Origin of the sequence: Kitasatospora sp. NPDC059722 (genome assembly GCF_042733235.1) — a bacterium.
Classification (GTDB): Bacteria; Actinomycetota; Actinomycetes; order Streptomycetales; family Streptomycetaceae; genus Kitasatospora.
On the sequence record NZ_JBHWGD010000013.1, the window covers coordinates 52,150 to 78,170 of the forward strand.

Annotated in this window: 24 protein-coding genes and 1 tRNA gene; 9 read left to right on the forward strand and 16 right to left on the reverse strand. The window is 74.0% G+C overall.

Annotated features, from left to right (window positions below; all coding sequences use genetic code 11):
* Nucleotides 1-34 precede the first annotated feature (34 nt).
* The 4 genes from ACFV4F_RS11145 to ACFV4F_RS11160 form a co-directional block, all read right to left on the reverse strand.
* Nucleotides 35-1,546 carry a penicillin-binding transpeptidase domain-containing protein gene (locus tag ACFV4F_RS11145; RefSeq protein ID WP_380501660.1) on the reverse strand — a complete coding sequence of 504 codons (1,512 nt, stop codon included), beginning with the start codon at nucleotides 1,544-1,546 and terminating at the stop codon, nucleotides 35-37.
* Nucleotides 1,546-2,937, reverse strand: a complete 1,392-nt coding sequence (locus ACFV4F_RS11150) for an FtsW/RodA/SpoVE family cell cycle protein (protein ID WP_380501662.1) — start codon at nucleotides 2,935-2,937, stop codon at nucleotides 1,546-1,548. Before ACFV4F_RS11150 ends, ACFV4F_RS11145 begins: the two co-directional genes overlap by 1 nt.
* Before the next feature lie 171 nt (nucleotides 2,938-3,108).
* The gene (locus ACFV4F_RS11155; protein ID WP_380444235.1) at nucleotides 3,109-3,789 is read right to left on the reverse strand and encodes an ABC transporter; all 681 of its coding nucleotides are present in this window, start codon (nucleotides 3,787-3,789) and stop codon (nucleotides 3,109-3,111) included.
* Entirely contained in the window at nucleotides 3,786-4,649 is an 864-nt protein-coding gene (locus ACFV4F_RS11160) for an ATP-binding cassette domain-containing protein (protein WP_380501664.1), read from the reverse strand. The genes ACFV4F_RS11155 and ACFV4F_RS11160 overlap by 4 nt, the downstream gene beginning before the upstream one ends.
* A gap of 205 nt (nucleotides 4,650-4,854) precedes the next feature.
* On the opposite strand from ACFV4F_RS11160, the gene ACFV4F_RS11165 reads away from it, so the two are divergent.
* The 3 genes from ACFV4F_RS11165 (at nucleotide 4,855) to ACFV4F_RS11175 (ending at nucleotide 7,620) form a co-directional block, all read left to right on the forward strand.
* The gene (locus tag ACFV4F_RS11165) at nucleotides 4,855-6,177 is read left to right on the forward strand and encodes a VWA domain-containing protein (RefSeq protein WP_380501748.1); all 1,323 of its coding nucleotides are present in this window, start codon (nucleotides 4,855-4,857) and stop codon (nucleotides 6,175-6,177) included.
* A gap of 2 nt (nucleotides 6,178-6,179) precedes the next feature.
* Entirely contained in the window at nucleotides 6,180-7,061 is an 882-nt protein-coding gene (locus ACFV4F_RS11170) for a peptidase (protein WP_380501666.1), read from the forward strand.
* A 127-nt stretch (nucleotides 7,062-7,188) separates the two neighbouring features.
* Nucleotides 7,189-7,620: a universal stress protein gene (locus ACFV4F_RS11175; RefSeq protein ID WP_380501668.1), complete on the forward strand. Its 432-nt coding sequence runs from the start codon at nucleotides 7,189-7,191 to the stop codon at nucleotides 7,618-7,620.
* Nucleotides 7,621-7,623: 3 nt separating this feature from the next.
* Here the strand turns inward: ACFV4F_RS11175 and ACFV4F_RS11180 are convergent, their stop codons facing one another.
* The 10 genes from ACFV4F_RS11180 to ACFV4F_RS11225 form a co-directional block, all read right to left on the reverse strand.
* Nucleotides 7,624-9,234, reverse strand: a complete 1,611-nt coding sequence (locus ACFV4F_RS11180; RefSeq protein WP_380501670.1) for a DUF2079 domain-containing protein — start codon at nucleotides 9,232-9,234, stop codon at nucleotides 7,624-7,626.
* A 2-nt stretch (nucleotides 9,235-9,236) separates the two neighbouring features.
* Entirely contained in the window at nucleotides 9,237-10,457 is a 1,221-nt protein-coding gene (locus ACFV4F_RS11185) for a glycosyltransferase 87 family protein (RefSeq protein WP_380501672.1), read from the reverse strand.
* Nucleotides 10,458-10,802: 345 nt separating this feature from the next.
* A tRNA-Ala gene (locus ACFV4F_RS11190) sits at nucleotides 10,803-10,876 on the reverse strand.
* Between the two features lie 81 nt (nucleotides 10,877-10,957).
* On the reverse strand, nucleotides 10,958-11,968 hold the full coding sequence (locus ACFV4F_RS11195; RefSeq protein ID WP_380497974.1) for a hypothetical protein: 1,011 nt from the start codon (nucleotides 11,966-11,968) through the stop codon (nucleotides 10,958-10,960).
* Between the two features lie 150 nt (nucleotides 11,969-12,118).
* Nucleotides 12,119-12,745, reverse strand: a complete 627-nt coding sequence (locus tag ACFV4F_RS11200) for a GNAT family N-acetyltransferase (protein WP_380443846.1) — start codon at nucleotides 12,743-12,745, stop codon at nucleotides 12,119-12,121.
* The gene (locus tag ACFV4F_RS11205) at nucleotides 12,742-13,260 is read right to left on the reverse strand and encodes a molybdenum cofactor biosynthesis protein B (RefSeq protein ID WP_380501674.1); all 519 of its coding nucleotides are present in this window, start codon (nucleotides 13,258-13,260) and stop codon (nucleotides 12,742-12,744) included. Before ACFV4F_RS11205 ends, ACFV4F_RS11200 begins: the two co-directional genes overlap by 4 nt.
* Complete coding sequence (gene moaC, locus ACFV4F_RS11210) at nucleotides 13,257-13,697, reverse strand: cyclic pyranopterin monophosphate synthase MoaC (protein ID WP_380501750.1); 441 nt, start codon at nucleotides 13,695-13,697, stop codon at nucleotides 13,257-13,259. The genes ACFV4F_RS11205 and moaC overlap by 4 nt, the downstream gene beginning before the upstream one ends.
* A 156-nt stretch (nucleotides 13,698-13,853) precedes the next feature.
* Nucleotides 13,854-15,197: a gephyrin-like molybdotransferase Glp gene (gene glp / locus ACFV4F_RS11215; RefSeq protein ID WP_380501676.1), complete on the reverse strand. Its 1,344-nt coding sequence runs from the start codon at nucleotides 15,195-15,197 to the stop codon at nucleotides 13,854-13,856.
* A 25-nt stretch (nucleotides 15,198-15,222) separates the two neighbouring features.
* A complete protein-coding gene (gene galU / locus ACFV4F_RS11220) occupies nucleotides 15,223-16,143 on the reverse strand; it encodes a UTP--glucose-1-phosphate uridylyltransferase GalU (protein ID WP_380443826.1) in 921 nt (306 codons plus the stop codon).
* A gap of 12 nt (nucleotides 16,144-16,155) precedes the next feature.
* Nucleotides 16,156-17,088, reverse strand: a complete 933-nt coding sequence (locus tag ACFV4F_RS11225) for a GGDEF domain-containing protein (RefSeq protein ID WP_380497975.1) — start codon at nucleotides 17,086-17,088, stop codon at nucleotides 16,156-16,158.
* Nucleotides 17,089-17,181: 93 nt separating this feature from the next.
* On the opposite strand from ACFV4F_RS11225, the gene ACFV4F_RS11230 reads away from it, so the two are divergent.
* Nucleotides 17,182-17,757, forward strand: a complete 576-nt coding sequence (locus ACFV4F_RS11230) for a 5-formyltetrahydrofolate cyclo-ligase (protein WP_380501678.1) — start codon at nucleotides 17,182-17,184, stop codon at nucleotides 17,755-17,757.
* A gap of 189 nt (nucleotides 17,758-17,946) precedes the next feature.
* Here ACFV4F_RS11230 and ACFV4F_RS11235 read toward each other — a convergent pair whose 3' ends face one another.
* The gene (locus ACFV4F_RS11235; protein WP_380501680.1) at nucleotides 17,947-20,667 is read right to left on the reverse strand and encodes a penicillin acylase family protein; all 2,721 of its coding nucleotides are present in this window, start codon (nucleotides 20,665-20,667) and stop codon (nucleotides 17,947-17,949) included.
* A 352-nt stretch (nucleotides 20,668-21,019) separates the two neighbouring features.
* On the opposite strand from ACFV4F_RS11235, the gene ACFV4F_RS11240 reads away from it, so the two are divergent.
* From ACFV4F_RS11240 to mscL, 5 genes are all read left to right on the forward strand, one after another.
* Nucleotides 21,020-22,504, forward strand: coding sequence for a potassium/proton antiporter (locus ACFV4F_RS11240; RefSeq protein WP_380501682.1), 1,485 nt, complete (start codon nucleotides 21,020-21,022; stop codon nucleotides 22,502-22,504).
* Nucleotides 22,505-22,806: 302 nt separating this feature from the next.
* Entirely contained in the window at nucleotides 22,807-24,162 is a 1,356-nt protein-coding gene (locus tag ACFV4F_RS11245) for an MFS transporter (protein ID WP_380501684.1), read from the forward strand.
* A gap of 113 nt (nucleotides 24,163-24,275) precedes the next feature.
* Nucleotides 24,276-24,578 carry an FmdB family zinc ribbon protein gene (locus ACFV4F_RS11250; protein ID WP_380443815.1) on the forward strand — a complete coding sequence of 101 codons (303 nt, stop codon included), beginning with the start codon at nucleotides 24,276-24,278 and terminating at the stop codon, nucleotides 24,576-24,578.
* Nucleotides 24,579-24,826: 248 nt separating this feature from the next.
* A complete protein-coding gene (locus ACFV4F_RS11255) occupies nucleotides 24,827-25,099 on the forward strand; it encodes a hypothetical protein (protein WP_380501686.1) in 273 nt (90 codons plus the stop codon).
* Nucleotides 25,100-25,129: 30 nt separating this feature from the next.
* The gene (mscL, locus tag ACFV4F_RS11260) at nucleotides 25,130-25,549 is read left to right on the forward strand and encodes a large conductance mechanosensitive channel protein MscL (protein WP_380497980.1); all 420 of its coding nucleotides are present in this window, start codon (nucleotides 25,130-25,132) and stop codon (nucleotides 25,547-25,549) included.
* Between the two features lie 39 nt (nucleotides 25,550-25,588).
* Here mscL and ACFV4F_RS11265 read toward each other — a convergent pair whose 3' ends face one another.
* Nucleotides 25,589-25,843, reverse strand: a complete 255-nt coding sequence (locus ACFV4F_RS11265; protein WP_380443810.1) for a hypothetical protein — start codon at nucleotides 25,841-25,843, stop codon at nucleotides 25,589-25,591.
* Nucleotides 25,844-26,021 lie beyond the last annotated feature (178 nt).

Consider the following 26,021-nt stretch of genomic DNA (forward strand, 5'->3'; position numbering starts at 1 on the left):
CAAGGTAAAGCCGCAGCTCAGGGGTATCGCCCGGTCACCGTCCGAGGACGGCCTGCATCACCGAGCGGGCGATCGGCGCCGCGAGCCCGCCACCGGTCACGTCCGTGGCGTCACTGTCCGCGATGACCACGGCGACGGCCACCGGCGGCACCTTGTCCGATCCGGCCGGCCTGGCCCACGAGACGAACCACGCGTACGGCGTCCCGCTGTTGTCCACGCCGTGCTGGGCGGTGCCCGTCTTCCCGCCGACCACCGCGCCCGGGATCCGGGCGTTGGCGCCGGTGCCGTTGTCCACGACGTCCGTCATGAGCCGCTGCACCTGCGCGGCCACCCCCGGATCCATCGCCCGCTTGTAGACGGCCGGCTTCATCAGCCGGACCGCCGTCCCGTCGCTCTTCGTCAGCTTGTCCACAAGCTGTGGACGCATCACGGTCCCGTTGTTGGCGACCCCGGCCGCGACCATCGCCATCACCAGCGGGGTCGCGGCCGTGTCGAACTGCCCGATAGAGGAGAGCGCGAGCTGCGAGTCGTTCATCGTCGTGTCGAAGTTCGAGCGCGACGGCCGCACCGGCATGTCGAGCCTGGCGTCGTTGAAGCCGAAGTTCGCCGCCATCGCGGCCATCGCGTCCAGGCCGGTGCGCACGCCGAGGTAGCCGAGGACGCTGTTGCAGCTGTAGGTCATCGCGGTGTCCAGCGACTGCCCGGGCTGGTCGCAGGCCCTGGTGTCGTTGACCAGCGGCGTGGTCGTCCCCGGCAGGACGTACGGGAAGGGCGCGCCGGTGGGCGCGTTGATGTCGGTGACCACCCCGCCGGCGAGCGCGGCGGCGGCCGTCACCACCTTGAAGGCCGAGCCGGGCGGGTAGGTCTGGCGCAGCGCCCGGTTGAGCATCGGCTGGCCGCTGTCGGCCTGCAGCCGGTTCCACGCCGTCTGGTCGGCCGAGGTGGACCCGGCGAAGCTCCCGGGGTCGTAGGTGGGCGTGCTGGCCAGCGCCAGGATCCGCCCGGTGGCGGGCTCGATCGCGGCGACCGCGCCCGTCTGCGCGCCCAGCCCGCGCATCGCCGCCTCCTGGGCCGCCCGGTCGAGGGTGGTGTAGACGTCCCCGCCGGGGTTCTGCCGGCGCGCGACCGCGTCCCAGACCGCCCAGCCGGCGAGGCGGCTGTCCGTCCCGGTCAGCAGGTCGTCCTCGGTCCCCTCCAGCTGCGTGTCGCCGTACGCCTGCGAGGCGAAGCCGGTGACGGCCGCGTACGTCGGGCCGTCGGTGTAGGTGCGCTTGTACGCGTACCGGCCGCCGGTGGGCGCCGAGCCGGTGACGGTGTCCGCGCCGACCAGGATGTTCCCCCGCGGCTGCCCGTACCGCTCGACGGTGAGCCGCTGGTTGGCGCTGTTGTGGTCGAGGTCCTTCGCCTCGAAGACCTGCACCCGGGTGGCCTGGACGCACAGCGCGGCGATCAGCAGCAGGCAGAACGTGCCGGCACGGCGGCCGGTCACGGAGATCCCCGGGAGCCCCTGCGGCCCGTTCCCCCTGGCCGGCCCGAAGCGCGCCATCAGGCCTCCCCCGAAGCCGGAGCAGGGGCGGGGGCCGGGGCCGGGGCCGGGGCCGGAGCAGGCCGCCGCGCGATGTCGCTCATGCGGACCAGCAGCGCCACGATGATCCAGTTGGTGACCACCGACGAGCCGCCCTGGGCGACGAACGGCAGCGTCATCCCCGTCAGCGGGATCAGCGCGAGCACCCCGCCCGCCACCACGAACACCTGCAGGCCGACGATCGCCGCCAGCCCGATCGCCAGCAGCCGCCCGAACGGGTCGCGCAGCGCGATGCCCGTCCGGAACCCGCGCGAGACCAGCAGCGCGTACAGCAGGAACACCGCGACCAGCCCGGTCAGGCCGAGCTCCTCGCCGATCGTCGCGAGGATGAAGTCGGACTTGGCCGCGAAGCCGATCAGCACCGAGTGCCCGTTGCCGAGGCCCGTCCCGAGCTCTCCGCCCCACGCGAAGGCGAACAGCGACTGGGCGATCTGGTTGGCCCCCTTGCCCGCCGCGATCGAGCCGAGCGGGTCCAGCCAGTCCGCCACCCGGCTGCGCACGTGGGCCTCCAGGAATCCCACCGTCACCGCGCCGGCCGCCGCGAGGCCCAGCCCGATCGCGATCCAGCCGGTGCGCGCGGTGGCGACGTAGAGCATCACGACGAACAGCCCGAAGTACAGCAGCGAGGTCCCGAGGTCGGTCTCCAGCACCAGGACCCCGACGAACGCGGCCCAGATCAGCAGCACCGGCCCGAGCACCCGCCCGCGCGGCAGCTGCCAGCGCCAGACCCGCCGCCCGGTGAGCGCGAGGGCGTCCCGGTGCACGGCCAGGTAGGCGGCGAAGAAGACCGCCAGGAGGACCTTGGCGAACTCCCCCGGCTGGAAGGAGAGCGGCCCGACGACGATCCAGATCCGGGACCCGTACACCGGCGGGAAGAAGATCGGCAGCACCAGGAGGACGAGTGCCGCGAGCGCGCCCACGTGGGCGTAGCGCCGGAGCCGCCGGTGGTCGGGCACCAGCAGCACCACCGCGCCGAACAGAGCCACCCCGAGGGCGGACCACAGCAGCTGCGTGGAGGCCGCGCCCGGGCCGGAGGTCGCCCGGTCGAGCCGGTAGATCACCACCAGCCCGATCCCGTTGAGCAGCACCGCGATCGGCAGCAGCAGCGGGTCCGCGTACCGGGCCCGCCACCGGACGACGGCGTGCGCCAGCAGGGCGAGCACGCCGAGCGCGGCGCCGTACCCGGCGGTGTCGGCGGGCACCGTGCCGTCCAGGTCGACGCCGACCTCGACGTAGCCGAACACGGCGATCAGCACCGCGGCCAGCACCAGCACGAGCTCGGTGGTGCGCCGGGTCGGCACCGGCCGGGCCGGCCGGGCGGCGGTGGTGGTCACGGCGGAGGGTGTCGCCACGGACCGTCCTGGGGGTGCTCACCGCGGGTCCTTCCCGCGCGTCGGACGTACCGGGGAGCGGAAGCGCCCGCGCCCCGATTCGTCACCCTAACGAGCACTATCCATATTTATCGGCTCTTCTTCACGGTGTGTCAGCAATTGTCCGGATCATCGGGGCCCGCGCCCGCCGGCTCACTCCGGCCGCCGCCCCGCCAGCGCCGCCGAACCCGCGGCGGCCGCCACCAGCAGCCCCGCGGCCGCCAGCAGTTCGAGCCACGGCGGGCCGACCCGCCCGGTCCGGTCGGCGGCGACCAGGCCGCTCACCGCCGCGTTCGCCGGCGAGCCGGGCGCCACCAGCACCGCCGTCGCGAGCGCCGGCGCCAGCGGGATGCCGTACTGCGCCCGCGCGAGCACCGGCCGGTTGCACAGCGCCCCCACCAGCACCCCCAGCAGCACGGAGACCACCGAGGCCAGCAGCCCGGCCAGCAGCGCCACCCCGACCGGCGGCTGGTCCGCCTTCGGGTTGGCGACCGGCCCGCTCACCCACCAGAGCCCGGCCACCTCGGCCACCGCAAGCACCAGACCGACCGTCAGCGCCGCCAGCAGCCCGCCCAGCTGGACCCGGGCCGGACCCGCCGCCGCCACCAGACACGCCCGTGAGGCCGGCGGCTCGGCGTTCAGCGCACTGCGGACGTACCACGCGCTGACCGGCAGCAGCACACCCGCGCCGTAGCCCAGCCCGCCCAGCAGCGGATCACCCGCCGTCACGCCCAGCACCAGCAGCAGCGCGTACGCGAGGAACGGCGGCAGCCATCCGTGCCCGCGCAGCAGCAGCTCCAGGTGGTACCGGGCCAGCGCCCCGACCTGCCTCACCCCTCCCCCTCCCGCCGCCGGACGGCCAGCACGCTCACGGGCGGACAGCCGGTCAGCAGGCGGCGCAGCAGCGCGTCCGAGTGCGCCGCCGCCACCGTGAGCCGCACCGCCGTCCCCTCCAGCGCGGTGAGCTCCGGGGCGCCCGGCAGCCGGGCGGGCAGCGGATCACCGTCCAGGACGTCCACGTCCACCTCCACCCGCACCGACGGGCCGTCCGCCCGCACGGCCCGCTCCTCCGCGGGCCGTTCCTCCGCGGGCCGCAGCCCGCCGTCCGCGCCGACCCGGTAGGCGGCCGTGGTCAGTCCGGCCAGCCGCGCCGGGTCGTGGTCGACGAACAACACCGCGCCGCCGCCCGCCGCCCGCTCGGCCGCGGCCTCGTCCAGCACCGTCCGGGCCGCCGGGTCGAGTCCGGTCCAGGCCTCGTCCAGGAGCAGCACCCGCGCCCCGGACAGCAGCGCCTGCGCGACCGCGACCTTCTGGCAGGTGCCCTTCGACAGCCGGCTCAGCGGCGTGCCCGCCCGGTCCGCGAGGCCGAACCGGTCCAGCCACTCCGCCGCCCCGCGCCGCGCCTCCGCGTCCGTCAGCCCGTGCACCCGGCCGACCCGCAGCAGGTACGAGGCCGCGTCGAACGGCAGCGCCGGCGGGAACCGTTCCGGCACGTACGCCACCGTTCCCGGCCGCACCACCCGCCCCGCGCTCGGCCGCTCGATCCCCGCGACGAGCCTGAGCAGCGTCGACTTGCCCGTCCCGTTCGCCCCCGCGATCCGCACCAACTCCCCCGGCCGGACGGCCAGGTCGACCCCGCGCAGGACCCACCGCCCGCCCCGCCCGTACCGCTTCCCGACGCCCGTCAGCTCCACCGCGCCCCCTTCGCCGCCCGCCCGGCCGGTCCGGACCCGCTCGACCGGTCCGCACGGAAGGCTAACCACCGCGCATAAGCGCCGTGTGAGCCCGGCGCCCGCGAAACCCCGCCCGCGCGCGGGAGTTCGCCCGGGGGTGCACCACCGCCACGCTGCGGACTCGTTTGGCCATGGCGAACTGATGATCCCTAGGATCGGCCGCGTGATTACCGGACGACGACGACCAACGACCAGGCTGGGCAGCCTGCTCGCCGCCGCGGCGATAACGGGTGCCTCGCTGCTCCTCGGCCTGCCCGCCCACGCCGACGAACCCTCGGGCGGCTCCGCCCCGGCTCCCCAGGAGGCCCCCAGGGTCGACCTCATCCTCGATGTCAGCGGCTCCATGAACACCGCCGACATCCAGGGCAAGAGCCGCATCTCGGTGGCCCAGCAGTCCCTCAACGAGGTGATCGACGCCCTGCCCGCGGAGACCGACTTCGGCATCCGCACGCTCGGCGCGACCTACCCCGGCAACGACAAGACCGTCGGCTGCCAGGACACCAAGCAGCTGTTCCCGGTCGGCAAGACCAACAAGGTCGAGGCCAAGACCGCGGTCGCCACCCTGCGCCCCACCGGCTGGACCCCGATCGGCCTGGCGCTGCGCGGCGCCGCCCAGGACCTCGGCAAGGGCGACGCGACCCGCCGGATCGTCCTGATCACCGACGGCGAGGACGACTGCGCCCCGCCGGACCCGTGCGACGTGGCCCGCGAACTCGCCGCCCAGGGCATCCACCTGGTCGTCGACACCCTCGGCCTCGCCCACGACGACAAGACCCGCCAGCAGCTGCTCTGCATCGCCAACGCGACCGGCGGCACCTACACCGACGTCCGCAGCCAGGACCAGCTCACCAACAAGGTGAAGCAGCTGATCGACCGCAGCGACGACACCTACACCGTCAACCCGGTCAAGACCGCCGGCACCGACAAGTGCGAGAACGCCCCCGTCCTCGCCCCCGGTGTCTACAGCGACCGCGAGAAGTTCTCCGAGCACCGCGTCTACAAGGTCCCGGTCAAGTCCGGCCAGGAGCTGCGCGCCTCGGTCAGCGTCTCCCTGGACCGGGCCGTCGCCCGGGACTACGGCGTCCTGCTCCAGGCCACCAGCGCGACCGGTCAGGAGCTGGTCCGCGGCACCGACGCGGACAACGGCCGCAACGACGTGATCTCCACCGGCCTGCGCTGGTCCACGAACGACTCCAAGGGCTACGTCATCGCCAAGCCCAAGGCGTCGCCGAGCGAGCAGCCGCCGACCACCGTCTGCCTGGTCGTCAGCAACTCGCTGGCCCCCCAGGCCAGCGTCCAGGCCGACCCCGGCCTGCCGCTGGAGCTGACCGTCGACCTGGCCTCCGCCTCCCCCGCCCCCGAGGGCGCGGCGATGGGCCTCGGCCGCGGCTGGATCCTGCTGCTCACCCTCACCGGCGCCGGCCTGCTGACCGGCCTGGTGGCCGGCTGGATCGCCCGCTGGCGGATCGCCGTCTGGCGGGAGAACTGACCATGCGTAGGACTCTTCGCGGCCTGCTCGCCGCCTCCGCCCTGCTGCCCGCCCTCGCGCTGGCCGCCCCGGCGGCCTCCGCCGCCTCGCCGACCCCCGCGCCGAGCGCGAGCGGCACCGCGGCCCCGGCGACCAAGGCCGGCACCTCCTTCCTGACCGCCGTCAACCTCTCCCCCGGCCAGGACGCCAACGTCGCCGCCTCCACCGGCGACTACCTGTACTGGGCGTTCGGGGCCGCCGAGGGCCAGACCCCGACGGTCTCCGTGACCGTCAACCTGGCCCCCGCCGCCGACCGGCACGGACACGGCCCGCAGACCTGGGCCGTCGAGGTCTTCGACGGGCTGCGCCGCCGTCAGGCCTGCACCGCCGGCACCCAGAACGCCACGGGCGACGAGAACACCGCCTCGCTCGCCCTGAGCTGCACCCTGCGCGAGGTCCGCACCTGGGCCGAGCCGTGGTCCGGCGACCCGCTGCCCGGCACGTACTACGTGAAGCTCGCGGCCACCGACGTCGCGCAGCAGGACCTCGGCCTCGCCGCCTCCGTCCAGCTGCACACCGCTGCCAAGGGCAACGCCGACAACGCCCAGCCCGAGGGGGGCGAGCTCAAGGCGCCGCTCGTCCCGCCGGCCGGCGGCGGCGCGAGCACCGCCAAGGCGGCGGCCCCGGTGAAGGCGGCGGACCACTGGTACACCGGCTGGTTCTCCGGCTGGAACAGCCGCTGGTACTGGACGATCGGCGGCGGCGCCCTGGCCGCCGTCGCGGGCGTCCTCGGCTTCCACCTGACCCGCCACCCGCGCGGTCGCCGCCCGGGCCGCTACGGCTCGGTGCCGGCCCAGGCCGGCGCCCACCAGCACGGCGCGTACACGGACACCCAGCGCCCCTGACGCGCTTGCGCGCCCGAGGGCCGGCCGGGACGGAGTTCCGGCCGGCCCTCGGGCGTCTCAGGGCCCGTCGTCGGGCTTCCGCCCGCACGGCAGGCGGGAGTCCGACGACGGGCCCTACGCTCGATGCATGGCCCGGCAGCCCGACGGCAGGATCGTGGTCGGCGTGGACGGCTCCCCGGCCTCCCGCGCCGCCGTCCGCTGGGCGGCCCGCCTGGCCGGCCTGAGCGGCGCCCCGCTGGAGGCCGTGACCGTCTGGGACTTCCCCTGCCTGTACGGCGAGCACGGGTTCGTCCCGCCCGCCCTGGACGGCTTCGGGCCCGAGCGCCGCGCCGCCGAGATCCTCGACGAGACGCTGGCCGCCTGCCCCGAAGGGCTCGCCGTCCGCCGCCACCTCGCTGCCGGAGCGCCCGGCCCCACCCTGGTGGCCGCCGCCGAGGGGGCCGCCGCCCTGGTCGTCGGCAGCCGGGGCCGCCGCGCCCCGCCGGGGGCCCTGCTCGGCACCGTCTCCCAGTACTGCCTCCACCACGCGGGGTGCCCGGTCGTGGTCGTCCGGGCCTGAGTGTCAGCCCCGGAAGAGGTTGTGCCCCACGTCCGACGGCACCTTGTCCTGGACGGGCTTGCTGTCCCCGCCCGGCACGTGCTCGCCCGGGATCGGCTCGGTGCCCTCCCGGTGCAGCAGCACCACGCCGTCCTCGGCCCAGATCTGCCGGTACCCGTGGGCCAGCAGCAGCTGGATCCGCTCGGCCTGCTGCTTGTCCGTCTCGAACGGGAACGAGCGCTTGTCCGACCGCGTGAGCACGTACTCGCGCCCGCGCGGGGTGCCGTCCACCAGCACCACGTCCGCCCGGGCGGTGAGCCGCGGCGCGATCTGGTTGTCCGCCTCCACCGACGCGCCGTCGGGGACGAGCGCGGCCGCCCGGACGAGCGCCGCCTCGCTCGTCTTGGGCTGCCAGGAGGACGGCACGGCCAGCTGCGCGAGCCCGAGCGGCACGGCGGCGACCAGCGCGCAGCCCGCCGCGGCCAGGCCCAGGAGGCGGCCGCGGCGCGCCGTGCGCTCCTCGGCCATCAGCCGGCCGGTCACCTCGACGGCCGCGGTGAGCAGGATCGGCCACAGCATGGAGTCGTAGTGGCGGGCGATCGACCAGTGGTTGGGGTTGCTGGAGAGGATCCGCTCGGCCAGCAGCGGCACCGCGCACAGGACGGTCGCCGAGCGCAGCGGCAGCAGGAACATCGTGCCGAAGAGCCAGAGCAGCAGCAGCGGCTTGAGCGGCTGGTCGAAGGCGGCCTGGACCAGCAGGAACGGGTTGCCCAGCAGGTTGTGCAGGGCGTCCCCGGCGTCGCTGCCGATCGAGCCGTAGTTCCAGTAGTAGCCCGGCTCGCCGCCCATCGCCGGGATCAGCCACTTGATCGCGACGGCCGAGGCGAGCGGTCCGCCCACCAGCAGCCCGATGCCGGTGTACCGGCCGGCGCGGTCCCCGGAGCCGCGCAGGCGCAGCAGCAGGACCAGTCCGTACGCGGCCACCATCAGGCCGAGGTCTTCCTTGGTGCAGCACAGCAGGACGGCGGCCAGGGCCACCGTCCAGTACTTCCGGGCCAGGCCGCGTTCCAGCATCAGCAGGGTCAGCGGCACGGCGAAGGCCACCTCGTGGAAGCCCACCCGGGAGGCGACCAGCAGCGGCCACCCGAGGGCGTAGACGAGGCCCGCCAGGTCGGCGGCGCGCCGGGCGGTGGCCGGGGCGGTGTACGCGAAGGCGTGGACGGCGATCCGCCGGATCAGCGGCACGCCGGACGCGAAGAGCAGGGCCTGCCCGAGGATCAGCGAGCGCGGGTCGTCCCAGATCCAGTACAGCGGCGCGAGCAGCGCGAGGACCGGCGAGAAGTGGTCGCCGAGGAGCGAGAAGCCCGGCGGGAACTCGTGGTGGTAGCTCTTCAGCGTCGAGACGGGCAGCCCGAAGTGGGCGTAGCCGCGGATGCCCTGGTCGAAGATCCCGAGGTCGAAGCCGCCGAGCGCGACCGAGGTCCAGCCCTGCAGCCCGATGGCGCACATGACGGCGAAGCACAGGACGCCGAGCAGCACGGTGCGCCGGGCCGGGCTGCCGGCCAGCGCCGAGCGCACGGCGGCGCCGGGCAGCCGGGCGGGGGCGGGTGTCGCGGAGCGGGTGTCGACGGCCATGGTCACGCCTGCTTCGTCAGGGCCGCGTCCGCGCCGAGCTCGGCGCGGCGGAGCACCTCGTCGGCCTCGGCTCCGAGCTCGCCCGGGCCGCCGCGCAGGCGGTACAGCCGCAGCGCCACGACGACCAGCAGGGCGATGCCGAACGGCGCGTAGACCGAGGACGGCAGCTGCCAGTACCAGGCAACGCCGAGCCCCCAGCGGTGCGGCACGGTCCACATCGCGTGCGAGAGGAACACCGCCAGCGCCACCCCGAGCAGGACCTTGCGCCCGGTGGTCCTGGCCTCCACGGCCAGCAGGGCGAGCAGCGGGATGCACCACACCCAGTGGTGGGTCCAGCTGATCGGCGACACCAGGAGCGCCGTGAACGCGGTGCACAGGGCGCCCCACGCGTCGGCGCGCCGCAGCGAGCGCGAGCGCCCGGCCAGGACGGCCACGCCGAGGCCGAGGATGCCGACGGCCGCGCACGCGGCCAGTCCGGCGAGGCCGGGCTCGTTGCTGCTGAGCAGTCGGCAGACGGCGCCGCGCAGCGACTGGTTGTCGGCGATGACGGTGACCCCGACCCGGCTCGGGTCCCACAGGTACTTCGTCCAGAACCCGAAGGTCGCGTCGGGCAGCACGAGCCAGCCGACCAGTCCGGCCGCCAGGAAGGTGCCCCCGGAGACCAGCGCGGCCCTGATCCGGCCGGTCAGCAGCAGGTAGACCGCGAACAGGCCGGGGGTGATCTTGATGGCGGTGGCCAGGCCGATGCCCACGCCCTTGGCGCGGCTGCGGTCCGGGCGGGTCAGGTCCCACAGGACCAGGCACAGGATGCCGAGGTTGACCTGCCCGTACTGGAACGTGGTGAAGACCGGCTCCAGCCAGACGCCGAACCCGGTCGCGAGGAGCACGGCGGCGGTGCGGTGCCGCGCGGCCGGCCGGCCGACCAGGCGGAAGGAGAGGTGGGCGGCGAGCGCCAGCAGGCCGAGGTTGAGCAGCTGCACCAGGACGCGCAGCGTGCTCACGTCGAACCAGGTGCTCGGCACGAACAGCATCGCGGCGAACGGCGGGTACGTGGCGGGCAGGTCCCAGCCGGGCAGCCGCATCGCGTACAGGTCCTGGCCGTGCACGACGGCCGCGCCCTCGGCCCGGTAGACGAGCATGTCGACCATCGTCTGGCCGTGGAAGTGGCGCACGACGGCGTACACCGCCAGGGAGAGCGCCGCGAGGCAGCCCGCGACGACCACGCTCGGAGCCGGTCCTCCGGGGGCTGGAGTGGTGCCGCGGTCCTCCGCGTCCGTCCGTCGTGCCCACCGTGTCAGACCGAACTCGCGCACCGCGATGGCACCCCGTTGAGATAGACCAGATCGTTCCCTCGTCGCCGTCTGGGCCAACCCACCATAACCGACCCCCCTGAGGGCCGACCGTGGCTCCGGAACCGGCGGGAGCGGCGCCGTGTGACCTTCTTCACAGGCCGCCGGCGGGACCGGACCGACCGCCAGGACACCCGCCCCCACGGACAGTTGACGCGAACGCCGCCACAAAGCAGGAACCCCGCCCGGTCTTGTCGACCGGGCGGGGCCCTTGTTGGGTGGAGCTGAGGGGATTCGAACCCCTGACCCCCTCGATGCGAACGAGGTGCGCTACCGGACTGCGCCACAGCCCCAACGAGAAGAAACTTTAGCACCTTTCGGAGGGGGTCCGTGACCACCCCCCGATCCCGCTGCCGGCCGGGGCCCGCGGCCGCTCACTCGTTGGCGGCGCGCGGGCGGGTCTCGGGGGCCGGCGGCTCGGCGTACTGGTCGAAGAGCGGGGTGTTGCGCGACTCCGTCGGACGCCCGGCGGTCCACGTTCCCGGGGCCGTCAGGTCCAGGCCGCGGGAGACCCGCGGGGCGACCGGCGCCGTCACGTACGTCGGCAGCGGGACGGGCACCGGCTCCCAGGAGTCCGGGCCGGCCGCGCCGCGCTCGCGCATGCCGTCGACCCACTCGTCGTGCTCCGTCGCCTCCACGAGCGCCGAGGCCGACGACGCCGCACCCCGGACCTCCTCGGGCCCCGGGGCCAGCCGCAGGTGCGGACGGCGGGCGACCCGCGGCTCGGCCGGGGCCGACGGCTCCGGCGGGGCGACGACCGCGGTCTGCACCTCGTCGGCCGCCCGGGCCTCGGCGCGCTGCTGCTCGCGCTTGCGCAGCCGCTCGGCGGCCTGCGCGGCCCGGACCCGGTCGAGCTTCACCTCGTAGCGCTGGCGCTCCAGCTTGCGCAGGTGACCGATGTAGAGGGTCAGGAGGACCGCCGGGACGGCCGGCACCCACAGGAAGGCCAGTCCGGCCACCGCCGCGACCACCGCGCCGAGCGCGAAGGCCAGGAAGAGGGCGGTGACCATCCGGCGCCGGCGGGCCAGCAGGCGCGCCCGGCGCTCCGCCCCGCCCGGCGGCGCGGGGACCGGGGCCGGCCGCCCGGGGCGCTCGGGCCGCTCCGCCGGGGGCTCGGGCTCCCGGTCCGCGGGGTCGCCGGAGACGGCCTCGTCCCGTGCGGGAGGGCCGTCGCTGCTCTGCTCGTCGTCACGCGATTCGTCGCCCAGGGACCGGGCCGCCCGCCGCTCCAGCGCCGAACGCCCGGCCAGCAGGCGGATGGCGGTGCTGAAGCGTTCCGTCGGGCGCGCCTCGTTGAGTTCGTCCTGCCTGCGAAGCCACATGGGCACCAGATAGGCGGCCCAGGCCCCTACGATGACGGCGTAGATAAGGCCGCTACTGCTCACGATTCACACCGTACGGGCGACGGGGAAGGCCCGACAGCAATTTGACGCGGCGTGTCGTGTGATCAAGCTGATTCTCCGACTATTTTGACGGCATTTGTGACCGTCCGTCTCCACGTCGATGCCATATCGATATTTGATTCGAACATACATTCAATTATCGCGGCCCGCAGCCGAACTGAGCGCCCGCCAGCGTTCCAGCATCCCCTCGGGGACCTCCTCGGCCGTCAGCGCGTACACGAGGTGGTCGCGCCAGTCGCCGTCGATGTGGAGATAGCGCGGGCGCATTCCCTCCGGACGGAACCCGAGCTTTTCCACCACCCGGCGGCTCGGGGTGTTCTCCGGGCGGATGCAGACCTCGATCCGGTGCAGCCCGAGGTTGCGGAAACAGTGGTTGACCGAAAGCGCCACGGCGGTGGGCATGATGCCGCGGCCGGCCACCGCCTCGTCGACCCAGTAGCCGACGTTGGCCGAGCACATCGAGCCCCAGGTGATTCCGCCGACGGTCAGCTGGCCGACCAGCCGGCCCTCGTGGAGCACGACGAAGGGCAGCATCCGCCCGGCCGAGGCCTCCCCGCGCAGGAAGCGGACCATCTGCCGGAAGGTCGGGCGCGGCCCGGCCGCCTGGCCGGCCGGGCCGGGCGGCACGGTGGCCTCCCAGCGCCGCAGCCAGTCCCGGTTGCGGCGGCTGACCTCCTGCCAGTCGCGCTGGTCGCGCACCCTGATCGGGCGCAGCGCGACCTCCCCCTCATGGAGCTCTACCGGCCAGCCGGCGTTCAGTGCGCTCTCCCGGGTGCCGCGTCGTCGGGCCGGGGGTGGTCCCCTCCGCCGAGCTGGTCGACGGCGTGGGCGAGCAGCGGCCCCAGCACGGCGAGGCCGTCCCGGACGCCGCCGGTCGATCCCGGCAGGTTGACGATCAGCGTACGTCCGGCGAGACCGGCCAGCCCGCGGGAGAGCGCCGAGGTCGGCACCTTGTCGCGGCCGTGCGCGCGGATCGCCTCGGCGATGCCGGGGACCTGCCGGTCGATGACCCGGGCGGTCATCTCGGGGGTGAGGTCCATCGGCGAGATGCCGGTGCCGCCGGTGGTCAGCACGACGTCGTAGCCGGCCGCGACGGCCTCCCGCAGGGCCGCCTCGACGGGCTCGCCGTCCGGCACGACGCGCGGGCCGTCGGCGGTGAAGCCCATCGCGGTCAGCCCGGCGACCAGCAGCGGGCCGCCCTTGTCCGCGTAGACACCGGCCGAGGCGCGGTTGGAGACGGTGACGGCCAGCGCCTTCCCTGCCGACGCCTTCATGCGTCCACCCCAGGGGCGAACCAGTCGCCGCTCTTGCCGCCGGTCTTGCTGAGCACCCGGACGAACTCGATGGCGGCGCCCTTGTCCACCGCCTTGACCATGTCGATGACGGTCAGCGCGGCGACCGTCACGGAGGTCAGCGCCTCCATCTCGACGCCGGTGCGGTCGGCGGTCTTCACGGTGGCGGTGATCTCGACCGCGTCGTCGGCGACGGCGAGGTCGACCTTCACGCCGGAGACGGCGATCGGGTGGCAGAGCGGGATCAGGTCGGGCGTCCGCTTGGCGCCCATGATCCCGGCGATCCGGGCGACCGCGAGGGCGTCGCCCTTGGGCACGCCCTCGCCGCGCAGCAGTTCGACCACTTTCGGGGAGACCCTGACCCGGCCGGCCGCGACGGCGGTGCGCGCGGTGGTGGCCTTCTCGGAGACGTCGACCATCCGGGCCGCGCCCTGGTCGTCGACGTGGGTGAGGCGGTCGCCGGGGGGAGGTGTGGTCACGGGGGCTCCAGGGGCGCGCAGATCGAATACCGCGCTACCGTACAGCTCCCCCGCCCCGCCGCGTGGGAGGGGCCGGATCACGGGACGGGACGGGCCTCAGGAGTCGAGCAGGACCACGTCCACGGAGCTGCCCGCGGGCAGCTCCGTGACGTCCTCGGGGACGGTGATCAGGCAGTTCGCCCGGGCCAGCGCGCCGACCAGGTGGGACTCGGCCCCGCCGACCGGCTCGACCGTGCCGTCCGGCGCGTACCGGCCGCGCAGGAACTGCCGCCGCCCGGCCGGGGAGCGCAGCGCCGCCGGGCAGAGCGCGCGGACCACCGGGCGGTGCACGTCCGGGGCGCCGAGCATGGTGCGGATGACCGGGCGGACGAACAGCTCGAAGGAGATGTAGGCGCTGACCGGGTTGCCGGGCAGGGCGAGCAGCGGCACGCCGGCCGAGCCCGCGGAGGCGCCGATCCGCCCGAAGCCCTGCGGCTTGCCGGGCTGCATCCGCAGCCGCCGGAAGTCCACGCCCCCGTAGGACTCGAAGACCTCCTTGACCACGTCGTACGCGCCGACGCTGACGCCGCCGCTGGTGACGATGAGGTCGGCGCGGCCGAGCTGGTCCTCCAGGACGGCGCGCAGCCGGGCGGCGTCGTCCGGGACCCCGCCGACCCGGTAGGCGATGGCGCCGGCGTCCTGGGCCGCGGCGGTGAGGGTGAAGCTATTGGAGTCGGAGATCTGGCCGGGGCCGACGGGCTCGCCGGGCTGGACCAGCTCGCTGCCGGTGGACAGCACGACCACCCGGGGGCGCGGGCGGACCTTCACGGTGGCCCGGCCGATCGCGGCGAGCAGGCCGAGCTGGGTGGGGCCGAGCCGGGTGCCGGCCTCCAGGACGCGCGAGCCGGCCGCGACGTCGCTGCCGCGGCGGCGGATGTGGGCGCCTTCGGCGACCGGGCGCAGGACCCGGACCTCCTCGTCCTCGACGGCCGCGGTCATCGCGTCGGCCGCCTCGCCGGTGCCGGTGCCGCCGTCGGTCCACTCGACCGGGGCGACGGCCTCCGCGCCGGGCGGGATGGGGGCGCCGGTCATGATCCGGGCGGCCTGGCCCGGTCCGACCCGGGGCAGTTCGCCGGCGCCGGCCGCGATGTCGCCGACCACGGCGAGCACCGAGGGGTACTCGGCGGTGGCGCGGACGGTGTCGGCGGTGCGGACGGCGTACCCGTCCATCGAGCTGTTGTCGAACGGCGGCAGGTCGCCGTCCGCGAGCACGTCCTCGTCGAGCCGGCAGCCGCGGGCGTCGAGCAGGCCGAGTTCGATGGCCGGCAGCGGGGTGACGGCGGCGAGGACGTCGGCGAGGTGCTCGTCGACCGTCCACAGGCGAGGAGCCGCCGGTACCGGGTCCGCGGTGGCGTCGCAGCAGGCTGCGGCGGCGCTGTGGCTGTGCTCGGACCCGGTCATCGGCGGCTCGCTCTCGGTCGGTGTGTCAGTCCTGCAGCTCGGTGGCGACGAACTCCCGCAGCCAGGAGCGGAACTCCGGGCCCAGGTCCTCGCGCTCGGAGGCCAGTCGGACGATAGCGCGCAGGTAGTCGGCGCGGTCGCCGGTGTCGTAGCGGCGGCCCTTGAAGAGCACGCCGTGCACCTGGCCGCCGGACTCCGCGTCGCGGGTGGTCAGCTCGCGCAGGGCGTCGGTGAGCTGGATCTCGCCGCCGCGGCCGGGCGGGGTCTCGCGCAGCACGTCGAAGACCGAGGGGTCGAGGACGTAGCGGCCGATGACGGCGTAGTTCGACGGGGCGTCGGCGGTGTCGGGCTTCTCGACCAGGTCGGTCACCTGGAAGACGTCCTCGCCGAAGCCGTTCGCCTTGACGGCGGCGCAGCCGTACAGGTGGATCTGGGAGGGGTCGACCTCCATGAGGGCGACGACCGAGCCGCCGAGCTCCTGCTGGACCTCGATCATGCGGGCCAGCAGCGGGTCGCGGGGGTCGATCAGGTCGTCGCCGAGGAGGACGGCGAAGGGCTGGCCGGCGACGTGCTGCTCGGCGACCGAGACGGCGTGGCCGAGGCCCTTCGGGTCGCCCTGGCGGACGTAGTGCATGTTCGCCAGTTCGACGGACTCGCGGACGCGGCGCAGGCGGTCCTCGTCACCCTTGCGGGCGAGGAGCTCCTCCAGCTCGTAGGCGCGGTCGAAGTGGTCCTCCAGGGCGCGCTTGTTGCGGCCCGTGACCATCAGTATGTCGGACAGCCCCGCGGCGGCGGCCTCCTCGACGACGTACTGGATGGCCGGCTTGTCGACGACGGGCAGCATCTCCTTCGGCGTGGCCTTGGTGGCCGGGAGGAAGCGGGTGCCCAGTCCGGCCGCGGGTACCACGGCCTTGGTTACCGGAATTCGAGTGTTGGTCGTCGTCATGCGCAAACCTTACTAAGGCACGTTTTCAGCCGTCCGGGCGCGGTCGGGCGGCTGGGGAAGCCCGTCGCCGGGGCCGGCCGCGGTGGCAGGCGTCTGGGAAATGACCGGCTGGGAGAGGGGGTCCCCGCCGGCACAGGGCGACAGACTACCCGGCTTTTCCGAACGGTCACGTTCGGCAGTCGGACCGCCCTCCGTACCGGAAGTGACGGGCGCGCGGTGCCCGGCCGGCAGGCTGCCGCGCCAGCAGTCGCCGCCCGCCGCGCGGGCCCCGGCGAGCGCCCGGTCGGCGGCCCGGAGCAGGACGGCCGCGTGGGTGCCGTCCTCGGGGAGCACGGCGACGCCGACGGCGGCGGTGAGGCCGTTGCCGCGCGCCGGGCGGGGCTCGCGGGGGCCGGAGGACCAGTCGAGCAGCAGGTGCCGGCGCACCGACCAGACCAGCCGCTCGGCGACCTGGGCGGCGCCCTCGGCGCCGGTGTCCGGCAGGATCACCAGGAACTCCTCGCCGCTGTAGCGGCCGAGGGTGTCGGACCGGCGGATCTCCATCGCCAGGCGCTGGGCGAGGTCGCGCAGTATGGCGCCGGCCCGCGCGCGCCCGTGCTCGGTGACGATCGCGTCGAAGCCCGCGATCTCCAGGAGCAGCACGGCCAGCGGGCGCGGCCCCTCGTGCTGGTCGGACTGCTCTGCGCGGCGGGCGCGCTCGATCTCGCGGTCCAGGGTGAGCTGGAGGTGCCGGTAGTTCCACACGCCGGTGAGCGGGTCGCAGGAGGCGGTGCGCTCCAGTTCGGCGCAGCGGCCCTCCAGCTCGGCGACCCGCTCGTGCAGCAGCGCCTCCCGGTCGGCGGCCTCGCCGTGCGCCCGGCGCAGCCGCAGACCGAGCACGGTGGTGCCGGCCAGCGCGGGGACGCTCAGCGCGGCCAGGGCGTGGACCAGCAGCGGGGTGGGCAATCGGGGCGCCCTTTCGCGTGTCAGGCTCGGCCCGTCGGTGGCGGGGGCCATGGCGGGGTTCAGAGGACCTCGGAGCAGAGCAGGGGAGATCCCATGCACAACGAGAAGAGCGGGCTGAGGACACGGCTGCTGGCCGATCGCCGGGCACTCACCGGGGAACAGCGCGCGGAGGCGGCGCACGCGCTGGCCGTGCACGCCGGGGGGCTGGCCGCGCCGGGGGCCACGGTCGCCGCGTACGTCTCCGTCGGCGCCGAGCCCGGGACGGGGCCGCTGCTGGACGGACTGCGGGCGCGGGGCGTGCGGGTGCTGCTGCCCGTCCTGCTGGCCGACAACGACCTGGACTGGGCGGTGTACGAGGGCGTGGACGCGCTGGCCCCGGCCGGGCGCGGGCTGCTGGAGCCGGTCGGGCCGCGGCTGGGGCCGGAGGCCGTCGTGGGGGCGTCGGTGGTGCTGCTGCCGGGGCTGGCGGTGGACCGGCGCGGGCTGCGGCTGGGCCGTGGCGGCGGCAGCTACGACCGGGTGCTGGCCCGGCTGGAGCGGGCCGGGGCGCGGCCGGTGCTGGCGGTGCTGCTGTACGAGCACGAGCTGCTGGCGGAGGTGCCGGCCGAGCCGCACGACCGTCCGGTGGACGTGGCGGTCACGCCGTCGGGGCGCCACCCGCTCGGGTGATCCCGGACCGCGCGGCGGGGCCGGAGACGGGGGGGGGGGGGGGGGGCGGGCGGGAGGGGGGGGGGGCGGGGGGCGGCGCGCGCGGGGCGCGCGCCCCCCCCGGGGGGGCCCCGCGCGCGCGGGGCGGCGCCGGCGGCCGGGGGGGCGCCGCGCGGGGGGGCCCGCGGGGCCCCACCGGTGCTCCGGGCGTCAGCCGTTGGTCAGGACCAGTTTGTGCTTGGTCGCCTTCTCGACCGCGTCCGGCGTGTAGGCCCAGGTCAGCAGCTTGCCCTTGAGCCAGAGGTCGGTCTGGTCGTTGTAGTTCTCGTGGAAGGCGTGGCCGGAGGCGCCGCCGACGTTGACCCAGCGCGAGGAGTCGAAGTCGCTCAGGTCGACGACCATGCGCATCGACGGGATCCAGTCCACCTGGTAGCCGGCCGCCGCGTTCCAGCCCGCCGCGTCGACCGCCGCCGAGCTGCCGGAGAGGCGGTACGGGCCGCGGTTGAGCAGCTTGTGGACGACGCCGGAGGCGATCGACGAGTCGTCGGTGCCGAGGGTCTGCTCGCGCAGCGTCAGCTTGTGCAGGCGGCCCCAGCTCCAGCTGGAGACGTCCTTGCTGAGCAGCGAGGTCAGCTCCTGGCGGGCGTTCTTCATCGCCTCCTGGAGCAGGTTGTCCAGGCCCTTCTGCTCCTTGTGCTGCGAGTCGATGTACGTCCACCAGGTGCTGTCGGGCTTGCTCAGCTGCTGGCGCACGACCTCGGTCCAGCGGTCGCCGCCGTCGGGCTGGGCCTTGTCCGGGTCGCGGGTGCCGCACTCGGTGACGATCTTGCTGGAGCTGTCCGGCTTGGTCGGGTCGTCCTGCTGGCGGACCAGCAGGCAGTTGCCCTTGGCGCGGATGTCGGCCGGGAACTTCTGGCCGAACGCGAGGGTGAGCAGCTGGCGCCAGACCGCGTTGTAGTACGCGGCGGCGGCCGAGTCGGCGTCCTGGTGGTAGTTCCAGTCCTTCAGGAGGTCCTGGGCCTCGCGCACGTACGGGTCGTCGATCTGCTGCTTGAGCAGCAGCGGGACGAGCGTCTTGGCCATGACGCTGGTGTTGTCCAGCTGCAGGGTCTGCATGTCGTCCGGCGAGATCTTGCCGTTGTTCTTGAGCAGGCCGTCGATCTGGTCGGTGATCTCCTTGGCCCGGGTGCCGTACTCCCAGTCCTTGGTGAGGCCGTACTTGTACGTCGGGTCGACCACGGCCTGGTTGGCGGTGACGATGTAGCCGGCGGACGGGTTGAAGCTGTACGGCAGGGCGGCGAAGGGGATCGAGCCCTTCCACTGGTAGGCGGAGTCCCAGCCCGGGGCCGGGAGCGTGCCGTCGCCCTTGCCGCGGACCGGGATGTCACCCGGGGCCTGGTAGCCGATGTTCTTCGCGTCGGCGTAGATCAGGTTCTGCGCGGGGACGGCGAAGTCCTTGGCGGCGTTGCGGAAGTCGTCCCAGTTCTTCGCCTTGTCCAGCTCGAAGACGGCGTCCATCGTCTTGCCGGGGTTCAGCGCCGTCCACTGCAGGGCGACGCCGTAGCCGCCGGTGCCGCGGTCGGGGGCGGCGCTGCCGTTCGGGGCGTACTTGCCGACGTTCTGCTGCTCGGTGCTCTGGTCGGAGATGAGCGGGGCGCCGGTCTGGGTGGTGCGGACGGTGATGGTGCGGTCCTCGCCGCCGGCGACCTTGATGGTCTCCTTGCGGAGGTCGAACTTCACGTCCTTGCCGTCCACCTGGTAGGTGTCCGGGCCGGTGACCTTCTCCAGGTACAGGTCGGTGACGTCGGCGCCCAGGTTGGTGAAGCCCCAGGCGACGTCCTTGTTGTGGCCGATCACCACGCCGGGCATGCCCGCGAAGGTGAAGCCGGTGACGTCGAACTGGCAGGTCGGCGAAACGGTGCGGCAGTGCAGGCCCGTCTGGTACCAGACCGAGGGCAGGCCGGGGCCGAGGTGTGGGTCGTTGGCCATCAGCGGCTGGCCGGTCGTGGTGTGCGAGCCGGCCACCACCCAGGAGTTGGAACCGATGCCCTGGCCCGGGCGGCCGAGCAGCTGCGGCATCGCGTCGACCCGGTCGGTGAGGCCCTGCAGGAGCGCCTTGGTGGTGGCCGCGCCCTGCGCGGTGGGGGCCGCGGGGTTGCCGGCGCCCGGCGCGGTGGAGCCGTCGGCCGGGCGGTAGGTGTCGCCCGAGACCGTGCCGGTCTTCACGATCGTGCCGTTGCGGGCGTACGGGTAGTCCGGGTACAGCTCGGCGATCTTGTCCGGGGTGAAGTCCTGGGACAGCAGCGAGCGGTCGATCTCCTCCTGGAGGTTCCCGGAGAGGTTCCAGGCCATCGCCTTGAGCCAGGCCACCGAGTCGACCGGGCTCCACTGCTCGGGCTTGTAGCCGCTGTTGACGGCGCCGAGCATCGCGTACTCCAGCGAGGCCTTCTCCCCGCCCGGGTGCTCGGCCAGCCAGGCGTTGACGCCGTCCGAGTACGCCTGGAGGTACTTCTTGGTCTCCGGCGAGAGCTTGGTGTCGAACTCCTTCTGCGCCACCTGGCGCCAGCCCATGGTGCGGATGAAGGAGTCGGTGTCGACCTGGGAGTCGCCGAACATCTCGGAGAGGCGGCCGGCGGTGATGTGCCGGCGGACGTCCATCTCCCAGAAGCGGTCCTGCGCCTGGACGTAGCCCTGGGCGCGGTAGAGGTCCTCGGAGGTGTCGGCGTAGATCTGCGGGATGCCGTTGGCGTCGCGCTTGACGTCGACCGGCGCGCTCAGGCCCGCGATCTTCACGGTGCCGTCGACCGTCGGGAAGGACGCGCGGACCGCGGCGACCCCCCGGTAACCGCCGTAGCCGACGCCGGCCACCAGCAGCACGACCAGCACGATCACGATCAGACGGGCGCGCCGGAACTTCTTGGAGCGGGGCATCTGGGTCCTTGCGGTCCTCGACTTCGGGGCGGGCGGGCGTGTCCAGGGCCTGCGGCCGTGACAGGGCACCACATTAGGCCGAGTCCATGGGACGGCGTGCACGGGGACGGCCCGGAACGGGGCCTGTGTGAGGAGCCCAACTAAAGATATGGCAAAATGTTAGAATGAGTAACGATCCGCAAGAGGAGTATTGACGGCTTCTTAACGGGTCCGCGGCTCACCCCGGTACCACCAGCACTACCCGCATCACCTGCATCACCGAGAGACTCCAGCACCACCAGCACCACCGAGAGACACCAGCACCACCGAGAGACACCCCGCCCGCCCCCATGCCTGCACGAGGTGCCCCTGCGTGAACGTCGACCACCTGAACCAGCTGCTTCTCGAGTTCTCCGTGATCCTCCTGGTCGCGGTGGTCGCCGTGCGGATATCGACCCGATCAGGGCTACCCAGCCTCCTCATCTACCTCGGGATCGGCGTCGCCCTCGGCCAGAACGGCATCGGCGTCACCTTCAACAACGCCGAGCTCACCCAGGTGATCGGCTACGCGGCCCTCGTGGTGATCCTCGCCGAGGGCGGTCTGAAGACCAGCTGGAGAGAGGTCAAGCCGGTGATGCCGGCGGCCACCGTGCTCGCCACCGTCGGCGTCGGGGTGAGCGTGTTCGTCACCGCCGCCGGCGCGCACTGGCTGGTCGGCCTGGACTGGCGCACCTCGATGCTGCTCGGCGCGATCGTCTCCTCCACCGACGCCGCGGCCGTCTTCTCCGTCCTGCGGATGGTCCCGCTGCCGCACCGGCTCACCGGCCTGCTGGAGGCCGAGTCCGGCTTCAACGACGCGCCCGTCGTCATCCTGGTCGTCGCCTTCGCCACCACCGGCGAGCTGGACTCCTGGTACGTCCTGCTCGGCACGATCGCCGCCGAGCTCGCGATCGGCGCGGTGATCGGCCTCGCGGTCGGCAAGCTCGGCGCGTTCGGGATCAAGCACGTCGCCCTGCCGTCCTCCGGCCTCTACCCGATCGCCGTCATGGCGCTGACCGTGCTCGCCTACGCGGGCGGCGCGCTGCTGCACGGCTCCGGCTTCCTCGCCGTCTACATCAGCGCCGTGATCCTCGGCAACGCCAAGCTGCCGCACGGCCCGGCGGTGCGCGGCTTCGCGGACGGCCTGGCCTGGATCGGGCAGATCGGAATGTTCGTCCTGCTCGGCCTGCTGTGCACGCCCGAGACGATGGGCGACGCGGTGATCCCGGCGCTCGTCATCGGCGGGGTGCTGGTCTTCCTCGCGCGGCCGCTGTCGGTGGTGCTCACGCTGACGCCGTTCCGGGTGCCCGGCAAGGAGCAGGCCCTGCTGAGCTGGGCCGGGCTGCGCGGGGCGGTGCCCATCGTGCTCGCCACCATCCCGGTGGTCTCGGGCGCGCACAAGGCCGAGGACGTCTTCAACATCGTCTTCATCCTGGTCGTCGTCTTCACCCTGCTCCAGGGCCCGACCCTGCCCTGGGTGGCCAGGCATCTGAAGATCGGCGAGGGCGCGATGGGCCAGGACCTCGACATCGAGTCCGCGCCGCTGGAGAAGCTGCACGGCCACCTGCTGTCCGTCGCGCTCTCCCCCGAGTCCCGGATGTCCGGCGTGGAGGTCGGCGAGCTGCGGCTGCCCAAGGGGGCGGCGGTCACCCTGGTCGTCCGGGAGGGGAGCTCCTTCGTGCCGGACCGGGCGACGGTGCTGCGCGGCGGCGACGAGCTGCTCGTCGTCACGACGGACGAGGTCGGCGAGGCGGCGGAGAAGCGGCTGCGGGCCGTGGACAAGGGCGGCAAGCTCGCGGGGTGGCTGTACGGGAAGTGAGCCGTACAGTGGTGGCGTACCGGGCCTTTCGGGGCCTGGAAGCCCGTTCCGGCTTGGATCCGTTGGGGCCTAGCGCTATCTACGCGCGTAACTGTATGGTGGAAGAACACCGCTTTTTGACCAACCCAGCATCTGCCTGATGCAGAGTTGGCGCGACCGCTCGGCGGCTGCGGCCCGGCTCTCGGCAACCACGCCGGAGCGGCCCGGTATCTACCCCGGTCGACGCACGAGAGGACGACTCTCGGCGCCGTCGGGGCCACCCCATGCCCTTGCCGCGCTACCAGGCAGCAGGAAGGACGACCGTGACGGCCCGCCGAACGGTCGACGACGCCACGGACACCCCCACCGCCCCGGACGCCGCACCCGCGCGCGTCGGGTACGGCGCGCTGCTGCGCACCCCGGGTGCCTGGACGTTCCTGGCACCCGCGTTCGTCGCGCGGCTGCCCTACGCCATGCTCGGCATGGGCATCCTGATGCTCGTCACGGGCACCGGCGGCTCGTGGGGCACGGCCGGCACCGTCACGGCGGTCGCCGCCGTCGCCCAGGCCCTGATCGGCCCGCAGACCGGCCGGCTCGCCGACCGGTACGGGCAGGCCACCGTCCTCGTCCCGACCGTCTTCGTGCACGCCGCCTCGGTCGCCGCGCTGATCGTCCTCGCGAACGGCCACGCGCCGGCCTGGAGCCTGTGCCTGGCCGCCGTCCCGGCCGGGGCCAGCGTGCCGCAGATCGGCGCGATGGTCCGCGCCCGCTGGGTGGCCAAGCTCGGTGCCGAGGGCGCCTCCGCCTCCTCCGCCGCCAAGGTCGGCACCGCGTTCGCGTTCGAGTCCGTCACGGACGAGCTCACCTTCGTCGTCGGCCCGATCCTGGCCGCCAAGATCGCCACCTCGGTCGGCCCCTCCGCGAGCCTGATCACGGAGGCCGCGCTCACCTTCGTCGGCGGCCTGGCCTTCGCCGCCCAGCGCCGCACCGCGCCGGCCCGGATCGTGCCGCAGCCCGGGGCGCAGCGCGTCTCCGCGCTCGCCTCGCCCGGCGTCCGGCTGCTGGCCGGCGCCATCCTCGGCGTCGGCGCCGTGTTCGGCGGCATGCAGGTCTCGGTCAACGCCTTCGCCGACTCGGTCGGGCAGCACGCCGCGGCCGGCACCGTGTACGGCATCTTCGCCGGCGGCTCGATGGTGGCCGGCGTGCTCTACGGCGTGATCGCCTGGCGGCGCGCGGTGCAGCAGCGCATGATCACCAGCTACACCCTGCTGGTGCTGGGCTGCTCGACGCTGTGGGCGATGCCCAACCTGGTCACCCTCTCGATCGCCGGACTGGTCTGCGGCCTGGCCATCGCGCCGACCCTGATCAGCGGCTACACCCTGGTCGAGACGCTGGTCGCGGACGGCGCCAAGACCGAGGCCTTCACCTGGCTGACCGGCGCCATCGGCCTCGGCCTGGCGGTCGGCTCGATGGTGGCCGGGGGGCTGATCGACAGCCACGGGCCGTCGGCCGGGTTCCTGGTGCCGGCCGTCGGCGCCGGGCTGGGCCTGGCCGCGCTGGTCTCGCTGCGGCACCTGCTGGCGCCGTCGGGCGGGGCGAGCACGGTGGTCGCCGGATCCGGCGCCGGCACCGTCCCGGCCGCCGCCGAGCCGCAGCTGGTGGGCGCCGCCAAGGGCTGACGGCGGCCCGACCGGGCCCATGTCACACCGGAGTCGCTGGACTCATCCAGCGGAATACCGCATCATTGACCATCGTTAGCACTCATCAGGCGCGAGTGCCAGGAGGAAGACAAGTGCCCACGTACCAGTACCAGTGCACCGAGTGCGGCAACGGCCTGGAGGCGGTGCAGAAGTTCACCGACGACGCGCTGACCACCTGCCCCGACTGCCAGGGGAAGCTGCGCAAGGTCTTCTCGGCCGTGGGCGTGGTCTTCAAGGGCTCGGGCTTCTACCGGACCGACAGCCGCTCCTCGTCGAGCAGCTCGGTGAGCTCCTCGTCGTCGGGCTCGTCGACGACGTCCTCGTCGTCCGGGTCGTCCTCGACCCCGGCGTCGTCCACCTCGGGCTCGTCCTCCCCGGCTCCGGCCGCCGGCTGACCCCAGCACGCACCGGAAGGCCCGCTGCCCCGCTCCACGCGGTGGCGGCGGGCCTTCCGCCGTTCTCGGGGCAGCTCCCTCATCGCCGGGCGCGTCAACGTTCACGGGCCCGGCCAGCTCGTACGGGTGTACGGAATCGTCCACAGGGCCGGGGTTTTCCACAGGCTGCGGATAACATCTTCCGGCTTTCGCGGCGGACGCTCATCGTGGGGTCACCAGAGACCGACCGACCCCGGAGGTGGTTCCCGATGAACGCCCTCAGCCACGCCGTCCCGCTGCCCGCACCCACCGTTCCGCCCCGACGGGCCGTGCCGAGCTTCCGGCCGATCCGGCGCGGGGCCGGCGGACGGCACCGCTGGTGGCGCGCCGTCCGGCGGCGGGCCGGGGTGTCGGCGCTGGTGCTGCTCGCGGTGGCCGCGGCGCTCGCGTTCGGGCCCGCGCGGGCCGGGCTGCCACCGCCGTCCGGTGGCGCGCTGGGCCAGGCGGGTTGTCAATCCGGGGCTTCGGATGATCACCCGTAACCGGCCGACGACTTCGTCGTTCGAGGCGGCATGAAGGGCTTCAAGGAATTCCTGCTGCGTGGAAATGTCGTCGAGCTCGCCGTCGCCGTCGTCATCGGCGCGGCCTTCACCAACATCGTCAACGCCTTCGTCAAGGGCGTCATCAATCCGATCGTCGGTGTCTTCGGGACGAAGGACCTCGCGTCCTACAGTTCCTGCCTCAAGGGGCCCTGCGAGGTGGCCCCCACCGGCGAGGTCGTGTCCGGGATCCTCATCCTCTGGGGCTCGGTGCTCAGCGCCGTGCTCCAGTTCCTGATCACCGCCGCCGTCGTCTACTTCGTCCTGATCATTCCCATGAACCGCATGGCCGCCCGGCGCAAGTCCCTCGCCGAGGAGGTGGCGGAGGCCGAGGCCAAGGAGGTCCAGCTGCTCACCGAGATCCGCGACGCACTGGTCGCCCCGCTGCGCTGAGCGCGGCCCGTCACGTCCTGCCCTCGTCCCTCGTCCCGCTCAGTCGCCGTGGTGCGGCGGGCGCTGGCTCAGGTACCAGTCCAGCCCCCGCCCGCTCCCGGCCCCGGGGCGGTCGCCCCAGCCGGAGTCGGTGTCGTCCCGGGACTGCCGGTCCAGCGGGTCCCCGAAGACGAGGCGCGCCTTCGCCCGCGCCTGCTCCTTCGCCTCGCGCTCCCGCGCGGCCTGCTCCGGCTGATCCGGCGCCTCCTGCTCCTGCGCCCGGCCACCTGCCTGGCCCTGTCCCTGCTCGCTCACCCTGTTCACCCCGCTGCTCGACCCGGTCGTCCTGCCCCTCCAGCCTAAGAGCCCGAGACGGACCGCGGGGGCCGGGGGGGGGGGGCGCGCCCCCCCGCCCCCCCCCCCCGGCCCGGGCGCCGCCCCCCCCCCCCCCCCCCGCCCCACCCCCCCGCCCCCCAAAACCCAAGCCCCTAAC